The following is a 20,864-nucleotide window of genomic DNA, read 5'->3' on the forward strand; positions in this document are numbered from 1 at the left end:
GGTGTGTGAGAAGCTTTTTCTTTGGTTATCTTAGGAAATTTATTAATCTTTATAAGAACATTTTAAGAAAATAAAAAAGCTTGTAGAGAAAAACACCCACTTTCTCTACAAGCTGAGAGGATTTTTATCCTCTTTGTGTCCGCGTCATATTAGTATGTGAATACAGTTCTTACTGTTAAGATTAAAAATGTGATAAAGCCAACTCTAGATTTTTTCATGTCAACAGCCCCTTTACCTTTTTGTTATCTTAACTATATAAAAGATAAAAGAGGTATTCTACATTCATGTTATATTTTATGACATTGTTTTTTGAAAATTCAAACCTTTTAAGATCCAAATATAGCTACATATTGATTTTGCAAAAGAAACTTGTTATTCTTCCAGCTTAATGTGTTTAACACATATCCTAAGGCATCAGCATTATATCTTCCGGCAATTTTTTGATAGGCTAATAACTCAAACACATGATTGTAATCAAAATCTACTGGATATAACCCACTTAGCGGATTCACAAAACCTGTAATGGTGTTCTTTAACTTTCCATTCTCATCATATATTTCATTTAAATATTCAGGATCTCTCAATGAAAGATCAATTAAATACGCTTGATTATTTTTTTGACTGATTACCTTTACTTTGTAGTTATCCTGATAGATCACTTCGTACGTATATTCTTCGTTATATTTATTAAAATCAAAAAGAAGGTTTGGCTTATTATTTAAGAAGGAGTACAAATAATGATACATGATCCCGCCACTTCCACCTGTAGCGATGCTAATCAAAATATCCGCCACTCCATCTCCGGTGAAATCACCAAGAAATAAGTAAGGATTATATCCTGCATTTGCATTTTTTGGCAGTGGAACATTCGTTATATTGCCTGTTCTCCCATCCTGAACATGAAGTGTGATTTGTTGAATAAATGGACTATCAGGTGTTTTTGTACCTGTTAAATAAACGTGATCAGGAACTTTGTCACCCGTCACATCACCGACTCCGTATGCCACAACACGTTGATTTGCTCTATAATTATACATTTTGTGCCACCCTTTTCTTCATAACCTTTATCATATATCCTATGGGCGTATAGGAATCTTGCTACTTGCTTCACTAAAGGTTATGTAGGGATGGCTTATGTTTTTTTAACAAGCACATGTGGATGATGAATATTTACGTCTTCATCATCAAATTCAACTTCAACCCTCATATTTTTCCCTGTGTACGGAAGTTTTAAAGAGTGAAAATTATCTTCCTCATTTTCATCTACGCACAACACATAAGCCTCCTAGCCTTCTCCATCTGTTGGGAATACATGTGCAACAGCTTCCTTTGATTTTAGCGCCTCATCTATTGCATTTCGAAGCTCCAATAACCCCTCTTTATTCCCAACAATATAGGCTTCCTGATGCCACGCGTCTTGAGCATATATATGTAAAACATTTGTACCTTTTAATTCCCAGCTCATCTATATCTCATCTCTCTCTATAATGTTTTGCACTGGCTCCTACAGATTATCTAACATCATCACTTCTCCGGTTGATGCATTCACGCTGTATTCACAGTCTACTTTTCCACAAAGAACATAGCGTTTTTTATCAAAATCATAGACATAATAGGGTTTTAATTCGAACAAGTCTTTTAATTTTTCAAAGGCTTCTTCTTTTTCGATTGTAATCTTATCAGGTGCTTGAAATTCATCAAATAGTTCCAACATGAATTGATTGTCCATATAGTTAACAACTTGAAAATTTTCTGGATCAATCATTAGCATTAACTTTTTTTGAAAAACACGCTTGTCTTGTTTTTTCGCTCTTAACATGGCATGGATATATCCTTTTTCCCGATGGAGTGTTTTTAGAACCCACATACCAGATTCATTCGAATATTCCTGTCGTAATAATTCTTTTACTCCTAATATACATTTTTCTTTTTCATCCTTTGTTATGGGAAAAGAATCTGGTGATGGCTCAGCTGCATATGCTTGTTCTATAGATACCTCATCATGCCAATTCAATTCTTTTTGATCAAACGTTTGTTTAAGTGGCTCGTCCCAGAAAATCGTTTGATTTATTTCCTGATATGAGTTTACATCTACAAACAACTCAAAGGGAATCGTGTAGCTTTGATCATTTCTAATATAAATTTCTTCAACCGCAAAAAGAGGAAATAAACGCTCCTGCTCATATGAAGGATATTCAAGCAGCTGCACTTGCTCTTTTGCCAACTGTTCGATCTTTTCAAAGGTTAAAGAATAAGTTTCATCAAGAACCATTTCTTTCGAAGGATAGTGACCATGGTTTGAAAAGAAGGTCAGCTTCCTGTCTTCATCATAATGAACCTCAATATATCCTGAAGGTGACACAGATATACCGTCAATACATTCCACAAAATGAAGCTCTCTCTCTTCTTCCCTACGTAATTTGAAATGTTTCTCATAAACCAATCCTGTTTCCTGTTTAATCCATTTTATAATGTCATTATTCGTAAAATTCGCAAACGACACCCCATTATGTGCATATGTTTTACCACTAACAAAAATTGCACTCGTGAATTTCTGAGTATGTAAATCTATTTCAATAACTGCCGCACCTTCCGGATTTGAGCCATCTTTTTCAACGGTTTCACGATTCGGAAACCACTCCATACATAATGTATAAACAGTATCACTGAAAAAGTTGACTCTTCTATATAACTCATGTGTTTGTAAATAGTAGTTGTGCAATCCAAATTTTTCTTTCGTACGATCTATTAGTTCTTTTATTCTTGAATCCAATTCTTCTCCTCCTTTATCTAGATCAGACACGCACACATATAAATACGGTTAAGATTTACAAAAGTTTCGATATCACTCATAACGGTGACACATAGATCATTTCATTCATACGTAAAAAATAAACAAAGGAGTGAGAAGTATTGCAAAGTTACGCATATAGAACCCAATCTTCCGTGTTACCTCCAGGAAAATACGTTTATTCAAGTTATATTCCTGCCATGATGAAACAGCTCTTTCCCACATACAATATCCCTACAGAGCCTGTTTTTATGGAGCATTTACTCATGCAAATGGGAAAAAAGATTGGGTTGTTACAATCCAAGGCCACCAATTAGATGGAAACGTAACAGGAGTAGCCGTTGACCATCTACAAATAACAATCGGTGATTTAAATAATCATATTAGATTTGCAAATATCACCTATTCATTACTCCAAAAACTTAGTTTTTCAGGCGTCTTTTGGCGCCTTTTTATTGTACTTTTAAAAAATATATAGAAACAAATAACCCTCTTTATCATAAAAAGCCAACATTGATCAATACTATAAAAATAATTTGATCAAACAAATACATATGATTAGACGACATGATCAATGGAGGTTTTTCGGTGAACAATATGAGCCATAATGTTGAACTTACTTCATCAGAGATTGCAAACCTTTGGACTCAGTATATAAATGATTCTTTATCAATCTGTTTTCTTACTCATTCAATTGAAAAAGCAAAAGATGAGGAAGTAAAGGAAATTCTGAAATTTGCCCTCAGCCTTGCTGAATCCCATATTACAAAAATCACAGAGACCTTTGAAAAAGAGAATTACCCAATTCCAAAGGGATTTTCAGTAAAAGAAGATGTAAATATCAATGCCCCTTCCTTATTTACTGACACCTTTATGTTAAGTTATATGCATGTTATGACCTTACTTGGTCTAACAGGTTACGCCGGGGCAGTAGCTACTTCTTCCCGTCCAGACCAAATCAACTACTTTGTTCAATGTAATAAGGAAACAATGGAATTATATGAACGAATTGCAAATGTAATGTTGAAAAAGGGGTTATATAGCAAAGCTCCAAGAATTAACACTCCTATTGAAATCGATTTTGTCAATAACCAACGGTATTTAACTGGCTGGTTTGGTAAAAAACGCCCTTTAAGTGCTGTTGAGATTAGCGGTCTTAGCTTCAACATGGTAAAAATTATCGTGAAGGTTGTGTTAGAGGTCGGATTTTCACAAGTTTGTCAAAAAGAAGATGTAAGGAAATATTTCCCAAGAGGAAAAAAGCTATGTGAAAAACAGTTTAGTATACTTAGTAATACATTAACGAAGGCCGGTTTAGCATCACCTGCTTCATGGCTGTCAGAAGTAACAAATTCCACAACTCCACCCTACTCCGATAAATTAATGCTAAATCATATTGTTATTTTAATATCGGCCGCAATAGGCTATTACGGAGCAGCTATATCCGTCTCACAAAGAAGAGACTTAACAATAGAATACACACGTCTTATGGCAGAAGTTGGACTATACGCTGAAGATGGAGCAGAACTACTAATAAAACATGGATGGCTGGAACAACCTCCATTAGCTGAAGATCGGGAAACATTATCTAAAAAATAGGGACGTGGGGACAGGTCCCTTGTCCCGCGATTTCACACAATGTCTAGCCTAACCTGATTTACCAGTACAACATTACCCTTGATCTACTGGACCAAGGTTCCTGTCCCTATGTCCCAGTGTATACTTTGTAATGGCTGCATCATATTCCGGGTATGTAAAGCTGAGAGCTTCAGCCACTTCTTTAGAGTATTTTCTAAACAAATCATAGCAAGTGAATAATGCTTTCCACATGTTTTGGGTGCTGTTCTGGTTATAAGTTGAAAGCAGTGCTTCCCAATCGTCCTCTGGAAGATAATGATTGATGAATTTATCATTTTTCCCGAGGCTAAAGGTAAACCCACATTCTGAGCCGATTTTCCAAGACATCATTCTCAATAAATTAGGTCTTGCAATTTCATGTAGATGGTCAATGGCGAATAAGATTTCTCCTCTGGCTAACCCTTTTACTACATATGTTGAAACCATCCAAAATTCATTACAACAATCATCAAATTCTCTTGCGGTTGGCTCTTTTATCCAATATTTTTGGTCACTTGGAATTACCGGATTCTTTATAAGAGAATCTTTATCAAGAAGCACTTCTACCAGACCATCACTAGTAGAAAAGTAATCTTCCACTTCGTTGATTGGAATAAGCGTTAAATCCACTTTATTTTCATCTTCAAAAAGGATTAGATAGGAAAACCAATTTCCCAGCTCTGGAGGAAAAAGCACCATATCTTCCGGTTTTTGCATCATGATCCGCTTACCAAATATGTCTAGCCAACTATCATTCTCTTTAAAAGAATCCATATCTGTTACAAAATAAGATATATCATAATCTTGGAATGAATCACCGACAATGTTTTTATTTGTCAATGATCCTTCAAGAGTGACCAATCGGATCCTTTCATCATTTCTTGCAAAATGGATAAGCATATTTATCATTTCGGATTTACTTCTCATTGATCATCCTCCACTTGTCCGTTAAGTTTCCTATTAACCTATATAGTATTCATGCATCTAGTAAAAAAGAACAACTTAGCAAAAAAACTCTTAAGACATTACTGTCAATCCATGGATTACATTTACCTATAGAGACTAACCGATGATAACTCTTTCTTTAGGGTAGTGATAATTTGGCTCATGTCCATTTTTTGAAATGATGAAAATAAAAGAAAGAATTCCAATACGACCTATAAACATTAATAATATAATAATAATTTTCCCAATCGTACTTAACTCAGGTGTTATGCCCATTGATAAACCTGTAGTTCCAAACGCAGACGTTACTTCGAATATAATCTCCAATGTTGTAAAAGGTTCTGTAACCTTTAATAGGATTACTGAAAAAAAACAAATAGATATGGCTGTATTCATAATGGCCATCGATTTAAGAATGTCATCTTGATGGATCTCTCGTTTAAATACCTTTACGGCTTTATTTCCCCTAGCCAAATTGTAAATATATAATAAATTGATTGCAAAGGTAGTAGTTCGAACCCCACCTCCGACCGAACTAGGCGAAGCTCCAACAAACATTAACAAAGAAAGGACCAGAAGTGTCGGTTCAGAAAATTGACTTACATCCATTGTAGCTAAGCCGCCATTTCTTGTCGTGGCAGACTGAAAAAAAGCATAGAAGAATGATTCATGCCAGGTTTTGTCTTTGAAAAAGTGATGGGCATCAAATACTAAAATAGCTATTGTTCCAAAAAGCATTAATAAGAAAAAAGTAATCGTTGTTAATTTTGTATATAATGAAAAATTGGAAGTTCTGTAAGGCTTTTTCTTTTTAATCAATTCTTTTACTTCAATAAGAACCGGAAAACCAATCGCCCCTAGTGTTAACAAAATAATATTTATTAGTTGAACGAAATAGTCGTTTGCATAGGGAATAAGTGATTGTCCTGTAATATCAAATCCTGCATTAGTAGTTGCACTAACGGAGGCAAAAAAACCCTGTAAATACGCTTCTTGCCAAGTAGAATAATAGTTCAAAAAATATGTACCTAATACTGCTCCTCCGATTATTTCGATGATGATAATGATAACTAAAATATTTTTCATCAATACTACTAAACCTGCAAGATTTGATTGGTTTTGATCTGTTTTTATGAGCTGTCTCTCTTTTAATCCTATTTTTTTCCCGAACAGCAACCAAATAAAAGTACCTAGAGTCATGATTCCAATTCCACCAAATTGCAAGATAAACATAAGAATAATGATACCTGGTATGCTAAAAGTATCTGGCGTTGATACAACAGCTAATCCTGTAACACTAATTGCACTAACTGCAGTAAAAACAACATCAATAAAGGACCACTCTACTCCTGGTTTTAAGGCAATTGGCAAACTCAGTAAGGCTATTGAAATCACTACTGCAATTAAATAAAATAAAACGATTAATTGAGATGGTGATAAATTTTCAATCTTAAATTTCATCTTAGATTTACTAAGCATTTTTAACTTATCCCTTCTATATGCTTAAAATTTCTACAATTTTCCCCCTTCAAAACGTTGCATACCTAATATCTGTACTCCCTTATCAAATCGACTTTTTATTTACATAAGGACAAAAAAAGACCATAACAAATAGAATGGTCTTTGGGCGAAACCTTTGACCTTCTCTCGAAATATAAAATAACGCTTACGAGGTTAGCTGTCGGATTAGGAATTGAGAGTATCCCTTCTTACTAAGTAAGACTCACCCCAAGATAGGCTTATTTGCTACCTATCAAATTTGTTTCCCCCGCTCACAATAGATTCAGCGAATTAAAGGTATGTAATTTCTTGATATATTATTGCAGTTTATTAATTTTATCAGATGCTTCTTGTTAGTTAAACCCTCATAATACTCAAACTAACAAGAAATAGCTAAAGGGACAAGGTACCTGTCCCTATTACAAATACTGTCCTGTGTATGAGTTGGAGTTTTTTATGATGGATTCCGGTGTTCCTTGTGCGGTGATTTGGCCGCCTTTTCCTCCTCCTTCTGGTCCCAGGTCAATGATCCAGTCGGCGCCTTTGATCATTTGGCTGTTATGTTCGACCATTATGACTGTATGGCCTGCATCTACGAGTCGATTTAGTAGTTTTAGTAATTGGGTTACATCATTTGGGTGTAATCCTGTTGTTGGTTCGTCTAATAAATATAACGAGCTTTTGTTTCCTTGCTTTAGTAGTTCCTTCGCTAATTTCAGTCGTTGACCTTCTCCACCTGAAAGGGTTGTTAACGACTGCCCCATTTTGAGATACCCTAGACCTATCTCAACAAGTAATTCGAGAACTTCTTTGACTTTTTTCTCATTTTCAAAAATACTTAAACAATCCACAATCGAACTTTCTAGTATATCGTTTACAGAGTGATCATTATATTTTATAGACAAGACATCCTTCTGAAATCGTTTACCCTGACATACGGGACAAACAACCTCTAAATCTGGAAAGAACAGCATATTTGTTGTGACATACCCCAATCCTTGACAGTTCTCACAACGTCCACCTACAGTATTAAAGGAGAAATGCTTTGCTGTCAGCCCCTTTTCTTTTGCAGCTTTATCCTTAGAAAAAATCGTTCGAATATGTGTAAACACATCAATATATGTGGCAATATTAGATCGCTTCATCCTGCTGAGTGGAGACTGACCAACAATAATCATCTGATCAAAATGGTCAAGACCTGTTACACGATCAAATCCATCATGAATTTTTTCATCCCCTTTAGCTAATACATCGAAAACAAGTGATGATTTTCCTGAACCAGACACACCCGTCACAGCTGTAAGACAACCGATAGGGAATGTAACAGTTATGTCTTTTAAATTATGAATTGTTGCATGATGAACAGAAATTGCTTGTCCTGTACCTTTTCGATACGTTCGATCCATTTCTTCCTCTTCTCGTAAGTATCTTCCCGTCACAGAACTTTCCTGCTCTTTCAGTTCTTGTAATGTACCTTGACCAACTACTGTTCCGCCTAATTTACCTGCCCCTGGACCGATATCAATAATGTAATCTGCTTCTTTCATGACATCTACATCGTGCTCGATGAGTAAGATGGTATTCCCTAAATCTCTTAGCCCTTTAAGGACACTTACCAGCCCTAAAGTATCCTTTGGATGCAATCCAACAGTCGGCTCATCCATAATATAAAGCACACCCGTTAAAGCTGAATCAAGAAGAGCAGATAATCTTAACCTTTGTGTTTCTCCTCCGGATAGAGTGATGATTTGACGATCCAATGTTAAATAGCCAAGACCGATTTTTATAATTCTGGTAAGTTTCGTTTTCATATCTTGTAAAAAAGTTTCTACAAGCAAATAGCTTACTTTGTCTAACCCTTTCTCAAGTTGATCCGCCCATTTAAGCATTTCCTCCAAAGAATGACTTACCAGCTTTGGAATTGTCATATTCTCTACAGTCACACTTCTACTTATTTCATTTAACCGTTCACCATTACAATCAGGACAAACTTGGGAATAAAAATACTCCTCTGCCTCTGAAGATGAACCGGACTTTTCTGTGAACCTTCTCCACATACCAGTTAAAACACCTTCAAATTTACCTTTATCTACAGTCTTTGGAGCCTTCTTATCAGGAAAGTATTCCTTCACTTCTTCACTTTCAACACCGTAATATAAAATGGCTTTTTGTGCAGGATTATATTCCTGCACGGGAAGTCCATCCTCAATCGGCACACCATAATAAGCCATGGCCGTTTTTACAACCGGAATTTGATAATCCGCATACCGTCCCTTCCACAAATCAACAGCTCCTTCTTCAAGCGAAAGATGTTGGTGAAAAACAGATTCTTTATGAACATCAACCGTCTCACCAAGACCTTTACAAGTTGAACAAGCACCTTCTGTTGTATTGTAGGAAAAGTGGGTCCGTGTTAGTTTTTCCATCCGGTGATGACAGCTTGGGCAAAAAATGTACTCCTTAAAACTCCCTTCTTCTTTTTCTATGTCCTCTACATTGAACGTTGGATCAACATCATGATGACAAGCAGGACACTGTCTCTTTCCAAGCTTTTCAAAAACCATTCGCAAACTTGTATACATATCTGTTACAGTACCGACCGTTGAGCGGGGATTTCGATTTGTATTTTGCTGGTTAATGCTTATGGCCGGAGAAAGGCCGCTAATCGAATCAACTTTTGGCTTATTGATCCCTTGCAGACCCATAGATTCTAAATACTGCCTCTGGCATTCCTTAAATAACGTATCCATCGCAAGTGTAGATTTACCCGAACCAGATGGACCCGTTACAACAATGAGTTTGTTTTTTGGAATAGAAACAGACAGATCCTTTAGATTGTTTTCCTTTGCCCCTTTTACAATCATGACATCATTCAAGTTTAACTCCTCCTTTTCATCTTCTAACTCAAGCATACAACATTTATGCAAGTGCAAGCTTTTTCACATTATGTTACTATTAGTATGGCATTTATACTAATCAAACTCGTCATGGTACTTAAAGGTTATAATTTAATCTTTTGTTTGGAGGTTCATATGGAACTAAAACCAATAGATATTGCCCGAAAATTGGATGTTGGAACAAGTGCCTTACGACATTATGAGGAATGGGGTATCGTTCCAAAAGCGGTGCGAAAGCCAAATGGATATCGTGTTTATACGGAAGAACACGAAGCTTATTTCCTATGTATACGAGCAATGTATCATGGTTTTGGGATGGCAACTGTCCGAAAAATAATGCCTATGATCCAACAAAACAACTTCATGGAAGCCTTATGGGAAGTAAATGCAATCCAAGCTGATTTATTTCTAAGAAAGCAACAAGCAACCAAAGCATTAGACATATTAAAACCAAAAAACATGCAGAGGTTCTTGGATAAAAGAAACAAAGAGTGGTATTCAATCGGCGAGGTGGAAAAAGAAATAGAAGTACCCGCTTCAACGCTTAGGCATTGGGAAAAAGAAGAATTGATTAAACCTATAAGAGACCCGGAAAGCGGATATCGTATGTATAACCATGAAGATATTCACCGTTTATTAATTATTAAAACCGTTCAATCATCGGTTTATTTACTTGACTCAGTTAGAGAGATCTTGGAAAAAATCAACCAGCACAGTCTTTCCGAAGCAAGGAAATTTACAATGGATTCCTTAGCATATATGGACTATCAAATCGAGCAGCAGCTTCGAGGAGCACATTACTTGTATAAATTAATAGAATTGCTCAAAGAAAAAGTGAATTGATATTCAAACGTGACTCTTCCTCTCTTCTTTACAATATCCATCTATAGAATACTTTGAGTTCTATGGAGCAAAAGGAACAAAATACCTAAACATAAAAGATATAAACGCGAATACCGATATGGTACATACACATGCCAGATGCAGAAGGATATACACGGTTTTGATTTTTCCGTTGATAAAAAATGAATAGATAAGGCCTGTTAAAGGATTCAAAATTAAAAAGGGTAAGGAAATGCCGATAGTTACTTTTCCTAACAGGTGTACAACTTTGGATTCTACTCCTGCTATACTCAAGACACATAAAAGTAAAATGGTTACAACAATTGTAGCGATTAAGGAAAATAATGCTACCTTTGATGGTTTACTAAAAAACTTCTTCATCGTATCCTCCTTTTTATTTATCGTAATCGTAAAATTACTGTAAAACGAACCTTCACTTAGATGGATAAACTTCACCAAAATGGAGTTCTCTTAAAATAGCCCCGGCATTTCCTTGTGCATCGACTATTACCTGCATAATGCAGAAAAAACCGGGACTACTATCATTCTATTCAATTATGTTTCTAATTTATACTAAAACGCTTTCAATGTTTCCCATCAAGCCTCTTTCATGTTTTGTTGTTCATCAAAAAGATGTCCAACAAATGTTATTTCTTTGATCACTACAGGAAGTTCACCTGTTGGAACTTTGAGCATGACCTTTTCACCCATTTTCTTTAGTAAGAGCTGTCTTCCTACCGGCGATAAAAAAGAAATACAGCCAGAGTCCGGATCTGACTGCTCAGGGAAGCAGATGACAAAATCCTCTGTATCATTTTCATCATCAAACAATACTGTAACCCTTGTTCCGATATACACTTTCGGAAGCGAAGGATTTAGGTTGCTCTTCTGGCAGGCACTTAGCAACTCCTCCAATTCCAGCAAATATAAATGAAAAAAGTTTTTTAATTGTTCTTGCATTGGAGTGGAAGCATTGTAAAGGTTTGTAAGCTCCTTTATATTCTCATCAATATCAACCATTTGCTGTACTAAATGTTCTCTGTGCTGGGGGATGTTATGGTTCATAATAGATAACCCCCAAACTTGGATTTTGTCTCTTGCATGTTTTGAATAAATTGTTCATTGTTAAACTCCTCCTATATAAAAAAATAAAACCCATCAAAGAAAGCAGAAAATAGGTTTCTCTGCCTTCTCCTCCCAAATAAAGAGGACATGCCCCTTTATAAGTTGTAAAGGTTTCAAGATAATATTACCATATTTAAACATAAATAATTGTTTAATTTATTTTTACCCTTTTGATAAGTCCCTGCGGTTCGCTGATAAAGGCGGCTGTTCTAACCATTCATTTGCAATCATAATATTGACCCCATCCTCCGAAAACTTCAGAACTTCAGCTACTAAACGTGAATAATCTACAACTAAATCACTTCTTTGAGTTTCCGCAATAGATACACCAAAATTTCCAATTCCTGCATAAATCATTAGACTAAAGTGAAACATCATGATTTTATCAGAAAAAGGTGCTTCCTGTGATTCAGAAACCTCTTGTTCAAAAGACGCCGGCAATGGTAACGAAGCCATCTCCAAGTAACTGCCAAAAACCTTAATATGTTTCAATGAAATTTCTTTACCCCTTAGAAAATACTTACGTACCTTATCAGACTTAGCAACCTGACTAAACGCGGTCACCAAACCTACTCCTAAATAATTGGTCTGTATATTTGCGTAAAGATTCGTAACCTCTGTTCCTGTTAGTGCCTCCCTTCTCCCTAACCCTTCTAAAATAAACGATTGTTTATGTACAAATTCAAGCTTTTCAGGATATGGAATAGCAGGAGGCCGTTGTAGTCTCGAATCCAAAAGTAAAGTTTTGTATTCTTGTTGTATTGGTTTCGTCCCATTCCGAACCCGTACAATGCTCTCCTTCTACTAATTTACCAACTATATGATAACTACCAATATATAAACGTAATCCATTAGAAGCAATTAGCCCTGCGATTAAAAACATACCTCCCCAACCTCCAGGGAATATACAATTAACATAACATTCCATTATTTCAAAGAATACAATCCATTTGATTCGACGTATTTTGTAGAATTTTCGCCTTCATTCTCTTATTTTTTTGTATAGTTATTTCCATATGGAAATAACTCGTATCCTACCTCCAAGTTCGGTTGTATAATAGACTTTTCCCCAATCGCTATACGCCCAAGTAATAATTAAATTCAATAAACTAATTTAATTAATAAGGGCTAGACTTAAAAATGAATTGCATTTTCAACAAAAGCAACTTAAGGATAGAAAAAGCAGCCAAAATTTAGTAAGATATCCACATGTGACATTAGATAAGGAGTTAAAAAAATGAGCGTATTAAACGTAAAAGATTTAAGTCACGGTTTCGGTGATCGTGCGATTTTTAATAATGTGTCTTTTCGACTTTTAAAAGGAGAACACGTTGGACTAGTTGGGGCAAATGGTGAGGGTAAGTCTACTTTCATGAATATTGTTACTGGGAAGTTACAACCCGACGAGGGGAAAGTTGAGTGGTCACGAAAAGTTCGTGTTGGTTATTTAGATCAGCATGCTGTCCTTCAAAAAGGTACGACGATGCGTGACGCTTTGAGTTCTGCTTTTCAATATCTTTTTGATGCCGAATCAGAGATCAATGAACTTTACGCAAAAATGGGTGAAGAAGGTGCTGATATCGATGCATTACTTGCAGAAGTTGGAGAGCTACAAGAAACTTTAGATAGTAATGATTTCTATCAAATTAATTCAAAAGTTGAGGAAGTTGCTCGTGGTCTAGGATTAGACGCGGTTGGACTCGATCGGGATGTAAATGATCTTAGCGGTGGGCAACGTACGAAAGTTTTGCTAGCTAAACTTTTGCTAGAAAAGCCTGAAATCCTATTACTAGACGAGCCAACAAACTATTTGGATGAACAGCATATCGAATGGTTGAAGCGCTATTTACAGGAATATGAGAATGCATTTATCTTGATTTCACATGATATACCATTTTTAAACAATGTTGTTAACTTGATCTATCACATGGAAAACCAAGAGTTGAACCGCTATGTGGGTGACTATGATAACTTCTTAAAAATTTATGAAATGAAGAAGCAGCAATTGGAGTCTGCTTACAAGCGTCAACAACAAGAAATTGCGGATTTGAAGGATTTCGTTGCTCGTAACAAGGCAAGTGTTGCGACTCGTAATATGGCGATGTCTCGTCAGAAGAAGCTCGACAAAATGGAAATAATTGAATTGGGGAAAGAGAAGCCAAAACCAGAGTTTAACTTCAAAGAAGCTCGTGCAGCTAGTCGATGGATTTTCACGGCTGAAGATCTTGTTATTGGTTACAATGAACCACTTTCCCGCCCTTTGAATTTGAAAATGGAACGCGGACAAAAAATTGCATTCGTGGGTGCAAACGGTATTGGTAAGTCTACTCTTTTAAAAAGTATTCTTGGGTTGATTAAGCCAATTTCAGGTAAAGTGGAACGTGGTGAACATCAATACACCGGTTACTTCGAGCAGGAAGTTAAACAATCCAACTACAATACTTGTATTGAAGAGATTTGGAGCGAATTCCCAAGTATGAATCAGGCCGAAGTCAGAGCTGCTCTTGCAAAATGCGGATTAACGACAAAACATATTGAAAGTAAAATCGAAGTCCTTTCCGGTGGCGAAAAAGCCAAAGTCCGATTATGTAAAATTATTAACACAGAAACGAACTTATTAATTCTAGACGAACCTACCAATCACTTGGATGTTGACGCAAAAGAAGAATTGAAGCGTGCTTTAAAGGCATATCGCGGAAGTATCTTAATGGTTTCCCACGAACCTGAATTCTATCGTGAAATTGCGACTGAAGTTTGGAATTGTGAGGATTGGACGACAAAAGTGTTTTAAATAATAAGAAAAGCGCGACGTCCTGTCGCATTGACTGCACTTGCACGTCCTTTGCTTCCGGGCTAGGCGCTGGAGCTAGACACTCACACTAAGTACAAAATTTTATACTTTCTTACCTAGAGATTAAGGGGTACCCAATGATAAAAAATCCACTTGGGTACCCCTTTATATAGGAAGTCTTGTCAATAATGAAGTAGCCATCGAAAGGAAAATAAGTGGAGGTTTTCCAATTATGCAAGCGAAATCCTCCCATCTTTACGTTTTTCGATTTGATAGGCGGAATCTATCCGGCTATTTAAGCTATTTTTATTAGTATTCTCTAATTAAGCGAAATTTTTCCGTCTATTTAGCAGACAGGATGCTTAACCTGCTGAGCTGATAAACGATAGGAAGCATAATTGATATCCTGGTTCCCAGCTAACCTTTAATTCTTTACCGTTCTGAAAGCATCATACCAGACCTTGCCCACATAATATCAGCATTTAAACCTTATACTATAAAAACGCATCACTTCGAGACTACCTTGCAACACAAATATACCAGCTTCTAGCAGCTTCCTAATTCGGTATTCGAGAAACGAATTCCCTCCACAGATAAAATATACTCTTTCCATCTCCCGCTTTTTGCCCATTTTTTCTAAAGATCATCTCGTTTTTTCGAGCTTTTTCCACGATTGTTGATTTGCCGGGGATAACAGGCTATTTTCTCACAATTTTTTTGTACTAACTTTATTCCAACTGTAGATGAATTATGGAAAAAGTTTATTTTAATGTGTTTAATTTCTACAACTTTAAAACGAGTTGCGCCACACACTCCACATGCGCAGTATGCGGAAACATATCAACAGGCTGAATATACTCAACCTTATAATCCTTGCTCAAATAATCAATATCCTTCGCCAATGTACTAGGATTACAAGACACATACACAAATTTCTTCGGTTTTACCTTCTTAATCGCATCTAACAACTTGCGATCACATCCTGTTCTTGGAGGGTCAACAACCACAACATCAGGTTTCCATCCTTCTTCCACCCATTTAGGCAACCAATGCTCGGCTGTACCTGTAACATAAGTAGTATTGGTAAAGCCATGCTTTTGCGCATTCTCCTGTGCGTCAATAATGGCAGCTTCAATCGTATCCATTCCGCGCACTTCACTTGCATCACCTGCAAGCCAAAGCCCAATAGTCCCTACTCCACAATAGGCATCCGCTATTTTCTCTCGACCTGTTAAGCTGGCAGCTTTTTTCACTTCATCATAAAGCTTGACCGTTTGAACTGGGTTTAGTTGAAAGAACGCTCTTGCCGATAGTTCGAAGCTTAAATCACCAAGTGTTTCCTGAATCACTTCTTCTCCGCTTAGATGAAGTGTTTTTTCGCCAAAAATTAAAGATGTGTTATTTCCGTTTATATTTTGAACAAGTGATTTGACCTCTGGAAAGCGTTTTTGGATTTCGGCCATAATTAATTTTTTACGAGGAACCTCTTTTTGAGTTGTAATTAATACAACCTGTACTTCTCCAGTTTGAAAACCGGCACGAGTTACAATTGTCCTAACAATTCCTTTTCTTTTCCGCTCATCGTAAATGGGAACTTGAAAATCCTCTAATATTTGTTTAACTCCCTCAGAAACCTTATTTGTTAACGGATGCTGAACCATACAATTTTGGATTGGGACGAGACGATGTGAATCAAGTCCATATAGACCGGCAATGACTTTCCCTTTTTGCTGACCTACTTGGAATTGACTTTTATTCCGATAATTCCAAGGTTCTTCCATGCCAATTGTCTGGCGAATATCGAGTTGGCTTACCTTTAATTTTGTATGACGTTCCAAAGATTGAAGAACAATATCCCGTTTTTCCTTTAACTGTTGATCATATGCCAAATGCTGAAGCTGGCAGCCTCCACATTCTTCATAAATTGGACATGGTGGTTTTACACGGAACGGTGAAGACTTCCGAATTGTTTTTACCTTTCCTTCTGCAAACTTCGGCTGAATTTTCGTTGCTTCAACCAAAACTTCCTCTCCAGGTAGGGCACCAGGAACGAATACGACTTGTCTCTTAAAATAGCCGACACCTTCTCCATTAATCCCCAGCCTTTTGATCGTTAATGGAAAGGTTTGTCCTTTTGTCACTTTTATATGACTCGTTTGCTTTTTTTCTTTCATAACGTTATACTCTCCGTTTCTACTCAATACTTCTCCATAAATACAATGTTGCATAGCTTAAATAAGGCGACCATTGTTCACTATATTGATCCATCTCATCATGTGATGGCTTTTTTTCAAGATTAAAATGTTTTTGTATGGCTCGTTGTATTCCAATATCTGCTTTTGGAAAAAGGTTAGGTCGTCCAAGTCCGGATAGTAAAAGACTTTGTACAGTCCAAGGACCAATTCCGCGCACCTTAATCAAGGATTTCATTATTTCTTCATCAGACTGCTGTGCCAGCTCATCAAAGTTCACTATTCCTTCAACAATAAGCTTTGAGGTATCAATTAAATACTCAGCTTTTCTCCTACTAAATTGAAGTTCTCTCAGCTCATCGTATTGAAGACCTGCAACAACTTCAGGTTTAGGATAAAACCAAACACCCTCACCTTCATAACCGTACCTTTTGACGAACCTTGTTGTTAATGTATGAGCAAAAGCAAGGTTTAGTTGTTGATGAATGATGCACTTGACCAAACAGTTATAAAGATCAAATTCTAACACAATTGGCGTTCCTTTGTGTTGTTCAAAGATCTTAGCAATATTTGTCTTCTGAAAATGAATAGCTACATCTTCAAGAGAGAAATCCCAACGAAATATACTGTTTATTCGTTTAAGTGCAGCTTTTTTTACCTTTTCATCTTTTCCGCTTACTTCAAAAACAGGTTTATCTATCGTACCGATCGCTTTGACTGTTATGACGTGAGGCATATCTTCAATATGTAAAGGGACATTTATTGTCTTTTCACTCTTACTTAATGATATGATTGGATCCATTGATAATCTGTCCAAAACCGAGTCAAAATTATATGGACCTTTACATCTTATTATTTCCATCCACATTATTTTTCTTCCTTTTCACCTTTTCCTATTATTATACCATTCCATACACTGATCTAAATGAAAGTCGAAAAAACCCTTTGAATAGAATTCAAAGGGAAATGAGATAACGATTGTCGAGCATTTTATTGAGCATTAAATCATCAAGGCTTTTAAAAGTGTAGCCTTGTTTTCTTAATTCCACAATGGCATTGTCTAATGCTTCAGCATTATCCTTTGATACGGTATGAAGCAGTAAAATACATCCTGGATGAATTTGCCTCATAATGTTGTCATAGGAATATCTCCAGCCTTTTTGATCATTTACTTTCCAATCAACAAAAGCTAACGACCAAAAAACAGATGTGTAACCAAGTTCTTTTGCATCAGCCATTACTCTTTCACTAAAAATCCCCCGTGGTGGACGCAGATAGCTCATCCCTTTTTGACCTGTTAGTTCTTCGACTTTGAGGCGGACAGATTCCAGCTCCTTCTTTAACTCAGCATCACTTTGTGTTGTTAAATCAGGATGGTACCATGAATGGTTTCCCACAATATGCCCCTCATTTACCATTCGCTTTACCAAGTCGGGTTCCGTGTCTAAATAATGCCCCGTCACAAAAAAGGTCGCCGGAACTTTCCGTTCTTTTAACACATCCAATACTTTTTCTGTGTATCCATTTTCATATCCATTATCAAACGTTAAATAGATTTCTTTCTTTGAGGTATCCCCCATATAAAAAGAGCCATACTTAGCTAAAAGCTCATCTAATTCCTTACCTGCTGAAGCCGGCTCGTGATTTTGGCTCTTTTTAAATCCCCAGTGAATCGGCTTGTTTGATACTGCTTGTGCTGTATTTATCGTTAAAAAAAGAAGACAAAAAAGAGTCAAAAGCATAGACCATTTTTTCATGACAGTTCTCTCCTCATTTCACATAATTAGTTATAGTGTTGATTAAGAGAGGAATTCAATACTGAGAAAAAATGGCAGTTGTTTGTCTGTGCGGATATTGATGGATTTTGTCGAAAAAAGTCTAATCGAAAATAAATTTTCAAAATCGTTGATATATTCTCAAAATCGTTGATAAAATCCCAGAATCGTTGATAAATCCTCATAATCGAAGATAAAACGCAAATTGCCCAGCCGATACAAAAAAAAGACCCGCATTTTTGCGGATCCTCCTCCTAATTAATCGTTTATTTAAATACCGGCTCTTTAAAATTCTCCAATTTTTCAAGTGAGCTTTTATCCACATCAGCATGAAGACTATTTCCGTGAGAATCCATCGTAACTACTGCTGTAAATCCTTCAACTTTTAAATGCCACATCGCTTCAGGAATACCGAATTGCATGAGATCTACACCTTCAACTGATTTAATACAATCTGCATAATATTGGGCAGCCCCACCGATTGCATTTAGGTATACTCCGCCATGCTCTTCTAATGCTTTCAACGTTTTAGGACCCATTCCGCCTTTTCCGATGACAGCCCGAATTCCAAATCGCTTCATGATATCGCCTTGATATGGCTCTTCACGGATACTTGTTGTTGGACCCGCCGCTTTCACATGATAATTACCATCTTCATCTTTTAACATAACCGGCCCACAGTGATAAATAATTTGTCCATTTAAATCAACCGGGGAGTCATTTTCAGAGAGGTACTTATGGATTGCATCACGGCCTGTGTACATCATTCCATTTATACGAACAACATCTCCAACTCTTAGTTCTCTTATTTTTTCTTCTGTAATAGGTGCTTCAAGAACAACTTCTCTTATATCTGCCGTTTGTTCTTCAGTTGCAGCTACTTCACCTTGTGAAAAGTCAATATCCTCACCATCTTGATATAGCCACTCATTGATCGAACCACTTTCAGGATTGATAAGGACTCCTAAACGGCGATATGCCCAGCAATTATAAGCAACAGATACAAAGAAGCTTGCCGGTATACGGTTTATGACACCAACTTTACAACCGAGCAACGTTGTTTCTCCACCAAATCCCATTGTACCAATACCAAGTTCATTAGCATGTTCCATTACGTATTCTTCTAATTGACGCAGCTCTTCACGTTCATTAACATCATCAACACGTCTGAAAAGTTGATTCTTCGCAAGCTCATAGCCGCTTGTCCGGTCTCCACCAATGCCAACTCCGATGAACCCTGCACTACAGCCTTGTCCTTGTGCCTGGTAAACAGAATGCATAATACATTTACGAATTCCGTCCAAATCACGTCCGGCTTTTCCTAAGCCTTCAAGTTCACATGGAAGACTGTATTGAATATTTTTATTTTCACAGCCGCCACCTTTTAAAATCAGGCGTGCATCTATATAATCGTTTTCCCATTGTTCAAATTTAATTACAGGCGTCCCTTCACCAAGGTTATCACCGCTGTTACCTCCTGTGATCGAATCAACTGAGTTAGGGCGAAGCTTTCCATCCTTTGTCGCCTGCTCAATAGCACGTTTAATGTCTTTGGTCATTTCAAGTTGGTTTGCACCGACAGGCACTTTTATTTTAAATGTTGGTAAACCGGTGTCTTGGCAAATTGGCGAAATATTGTCATCTGCCATTTTTATATTATTTGCAATTGTTGCTAATGACATTGCCGAACGTGTCCCGGCACTTTCCTTCAGTTTAGCTTGAGCAATTGCTCTTCTTACGTCTTTTGGTAAATTGGTCGAAGTTTCAACAACTAATTGGTACATACTTTCATAAAAGTTTTTCATCTCGATTCCCCCCATGAACAAAAGCGTAAGCGCCTTGAATAGCCTCGGGCAAATAAGACAATTTAGAATAGAAGGCGTTCTTTGCCTTCAATTCTAAATTGGCTTATGACCTCGAGGGGCTAGGCGCTGGAGCTGGATGTCAAGCGCTTACCCCTGTTCCTTTTTAATAATATTTCTTAAACCTTTAATAAACGTGCTTCGGTCAATTCTATCACTCTAGTCATTTCATAAACTTTCAGGTTTTTCCCATAATTTTTATTATACTCGTAAGATTATTTATTGAAAAGCCGAATCAAAGCGTTTTCAAATTCTGCAGCAAAAAAGCCGACATCCTTTGTGTCAGCTTACTTATCCCAATCTTTTTTAAATTGATTTTGTTTCATCTCAAGATCATCAAGCATTTGAATTAATCGATCAATATCATCAACATCTGTAGATTCCGGGTCCATTGAGTCCAGAACTTCTAAAAACATATTTAACCGATTTTTCAAATAAGATAGTTGGGAATCCTTGTCATGTACTGCGTTACCCATTATTTCGCCCCTTTCAGATAAGTGTATCGTAGACTATTTCAAATTGTTTG

The 20,864-nt window shown here is 36.6% G+C and carries 19 protein-coding genes and 1 riboswitch; of the genes, 3 read left to right on the forward strand and 16 right to left on the reverse strand.

Annotation, left to right across the window (positions count from 1 at the left end):
* Positions 1 to 326 precede the first annotated feature (326 nt).
* From LC095_RS13020 to LC095_RS13035, 4 genes are all read right to left on the reverse strand, one after another.
* Complete coding sequence (locus tag LC095_RS13020) at positions 327 to 1,037, reverse strand: VCBS repeat-containing protein (protein ID WP_226528559.1); 711 nt, start codon at positions 1,035 to 1,037, stop codon at positions 327 to 329.
* 95 nt (positions 1,038 to 1,132) lie between these two features.
* The gene (locus tag LC095_RS13025; RefSeq protein WP_226528560.1) at positions 1,133 to 1,273 is read right to left on the reverse strand and encodes a hypothetical protein; all 141 of its coding nucleotides are present in this window, start codon (positions 1,271 to 1,273) and stop codon (positions 1,133 to 1,135) included.
* Positions 1,274 to 1,285: 12 nt separating this feature from the next.
* The gene (locus tag LC095_RS13030; RefSeq protein ID WP_226528561.1) at positions 1,286 to 1,465 is read right to left on the reverse strand and encodes a hypothetical protein; all 180 of its coding nucleotides are present in this window, start codon (positions 1,463 to 1,465) and stop codon (positions 1,286 to 1,288) included.
* Positions 1,466 to 1,504: 39 nt separating this feature from the next.
* Positions 1,505 to 2,773 (reverse strand): hypothetical protein, encoded by a 1,269-nt coding sequence (locus tag LC095_RS13035; protein ID WP_226528562.1) that lies wholly within the window; start codon positions 2,771 to 2,773, stop codon positions 1,505 to 1,507.
* Positions 2,774 to 3,388: 615 nt separating this feature from the next.
* Between LC095_RS13035 and LC095_RS13045 the strand changes: the two genes are divergently transcribed.
* A complete protein-coding gene (locus LC095_RS13045) occupies positions 3,389 to 4,390 on the forward strand; it encodes a DUF3231 family protein (protein WP_264196038.1) in 1,002 nt (333 codons plus the stop codon).
* A gap of 72 nt (positions 4,391 to 4,462) precedes the next feature.
* Here the strand turns inward: LC095_RS13045 and ant(6) are convergent, their stop codons facing one another.
* From ant(6) to uvrA, 3 genes are all read right to left on the reverse strand, one after another.
* On the reverse strand, positions 4,463 to 5,335 hold the full coding sequence (gene ant(6), locus LC095_RS13050; protein ID WP_226528564.1) for an aminoglycoside 6-adenylyltransferase: 873 nt from the start codon (positions 5,333 to 5,335) through the stop codon (positions 4,463 to 4,465).
* A gap of 135 nt (positions 5,336 to 5,470) precedes the next feature.
* A complete protein-coding gene (locus LC095_RS13055) occupies positions 5,471 to 6,814 on the reverse strand; it encodes a TrkH family potassium uptake protein (RefSeq protein WP_226528565.1) in 1,344 nt (447 codons plus the stop codon).
* Between the two features lie 187 nt (positions 6,815 to 7,001).
* Positions 7,002 to 7,152: riboswitch (cyclic di-AMP (ydaO/yuaA leader) on the reverse strand.
* Between the two features lie 120 nt (positions 7,153 to 7,272).
* Positions 7,273 to 9,729 (reverse strand): excinuclease ABC subunit UvrA, encoded by a 2,457-nt coding sequence (gene uvrA / locus LC095_RS13060; RefSeq protein ID WP_226528566.1) that lies wholly within the window; start codon positions 9,727 to 9,729, stop codon positions 7,273 to 7,275.
* Positions 9,730 to 9,885: 156 nt separating this feature from the next.
* Here uvrA and LC095_RS13065 point away from each other — a divergent pair, with 156 nt between their 5' ends.
* A complete protein-coding gene (locus LC095_RS13065; protein WP_226528567.1) occupies positions 9,886 to 10,593 on the forward strand; it encodes a MerR family transcriptional regulator in 708 nt (235 codons plus the stop codon).
* A 60-nt stretch (positions 10,594 to 10,653) separates the two neighbouring features.
* Here LC095_RS13065 and LC095_RS13070 read toward each other — a convergent pair whose 3' ends face one another.
* From LC095_RS13070 to LC095_RS13085, 4 genes are all read right to left on the reverse strand, one after another.
* On the reverse strand, positions 10,654 to 10,974 hold the full coding sequence (locus LC095_RS13070) for a hypothetical protein (protein WP_226528568.1): 321 nt from the start codon (positions 10,972 to 10,974) through the stop codon (positions 10,654 to 10,656).
* Positions 10,975 to 11,190: 216 nt separating this feature from the next.
* Positions 11,191 to 11,658 carry a GreA/GreB family elongation factor gene (locus LC095_RS13075; protein WP_226528569.1) on the reverse strand — a complete coding sequence of 156 codons (468 nt, stop codon included), beginning with the start codon at positions 11,656 to 11,658 and terminating at the stop codon, positions 11,191 to 11,193.
* A 222-nt stretch (positions 11,659 to 11,880) separates the two neighbouring features.
* Entirely contained in the window at positions 11,881 to 12,453 is a 573-nt protein-coding gene (locus tag LC095_RS13080; RefSeq protein WP_226528570.1) for a DUF3231 family protein, read from the reverse strand.
* Entirely contained in the window at positions 12,410 to 12,601 is a 192-nt protein-coding gene (locus LC095_RS13085; protein WP_226528571.1) for a hypothetical protein, read from the reverse strand. The genes LC095_RS13080 and LC095_RS13085 overlap by 44 nt, the downstream gene beginning before the upstream one ends.
* A gap of 354 nt (positions 12,602 to 12,955) precedes the next feature.
* Here LC095_RS13085 and LC095_RS13090 point away from each other — a divergent pair, with 354 nt between their 5' ends.
* Positions 12,956 to 14,509: an ABC-F family ATP-binding cassette domain-containing protein gene (locus LC095_RS13090; protein WP_226528572.1), complete on the forward strand. Its 1,554-nt coding sequence runs from the start codon at positions 12,956 to 12,958 to the stop codon at positions 14,507 to 14,509.
* A gap of 782 nt (positions 14,510 to 15,291) precedes the next feature.
* On the opposite strand, the gene rlmD is transcribed toward LC095_RS13090, so the two are convergent.
* From rlmD to LC095_RS13120, 5 genes are all read right to left on the reverse strand, one after another.
* A complete protein-coding gene (gene rlmD / locus LC095_RS13100) occupies positions 15,292 to 16,683 on the reverse strand; it encodes a 23S rRNA (uracil(1939)-C(5))-methyltransferase RlmD (RefSeq protein ID WP_226528574.1) in 1,392 nt (463 codons plus the stop codon).
* A gap of 19 nt (positions 16,684 to 16,702) precedes the next feature.
* A complete protein-coding gene (locus LC095_RS13105) occupies positions 16,703 to 17,569 on the reverse strand; it encodes a DNA-3-methyladenine glycosylase family protein (protein ID WP_226528575.1) in 867 nt (288 codons plus the stop codon).
* Positions 17,570 to 17,657: 88 nt separating this feature from the next.
* On the reverse strand, positions 17,658 to 18,458 hold the full coding sequence (gene pdaA / locus LC095_RS13110) for a delta-lactam-biosynthetic de-N-acetylase (RefSeq protein ID WP_413467486.1): 801 nt from the start codon (positions 18,456 to 18,458) through the stop codon (positions 17,658 to 17,660).
* 284 nt (positions 18,459 to 18,742) lie between these two features.
* Complete coding sequence (locus tag LC095_RS13115; RefSeq protein WP_226528576.1) at positions 18,743 to 20,281, reverse strand: fumarate hydratase; 1,539 nt, start codon at positions 20,279 to 20,281, stop codon at positions 18,743 to 18,745.
* Between the two features lie 344 nt (positions 20,282 to 20,625).
* Entirely contained in the window at positions 20,626 to 20,814 is a 189-nt protein-coding gene (locus tag LC095_RS13120) for an SE1561 family protein (protein ID WP_078433356.1), read from the reverse strand.
* Positions 20,815 to 20,864 lie beyond the last annotated feature (50 nt).

It is taken from the genome of Metabacillus niabensis, from assembly GCF_020524345.1.
Taxonomy (GTDB): domain Bacteria; phylum Bacillota; class Bacilli; order Bacillales; family Bacillaceae; genus Metabacillus; species Metabacillus niabensis_B.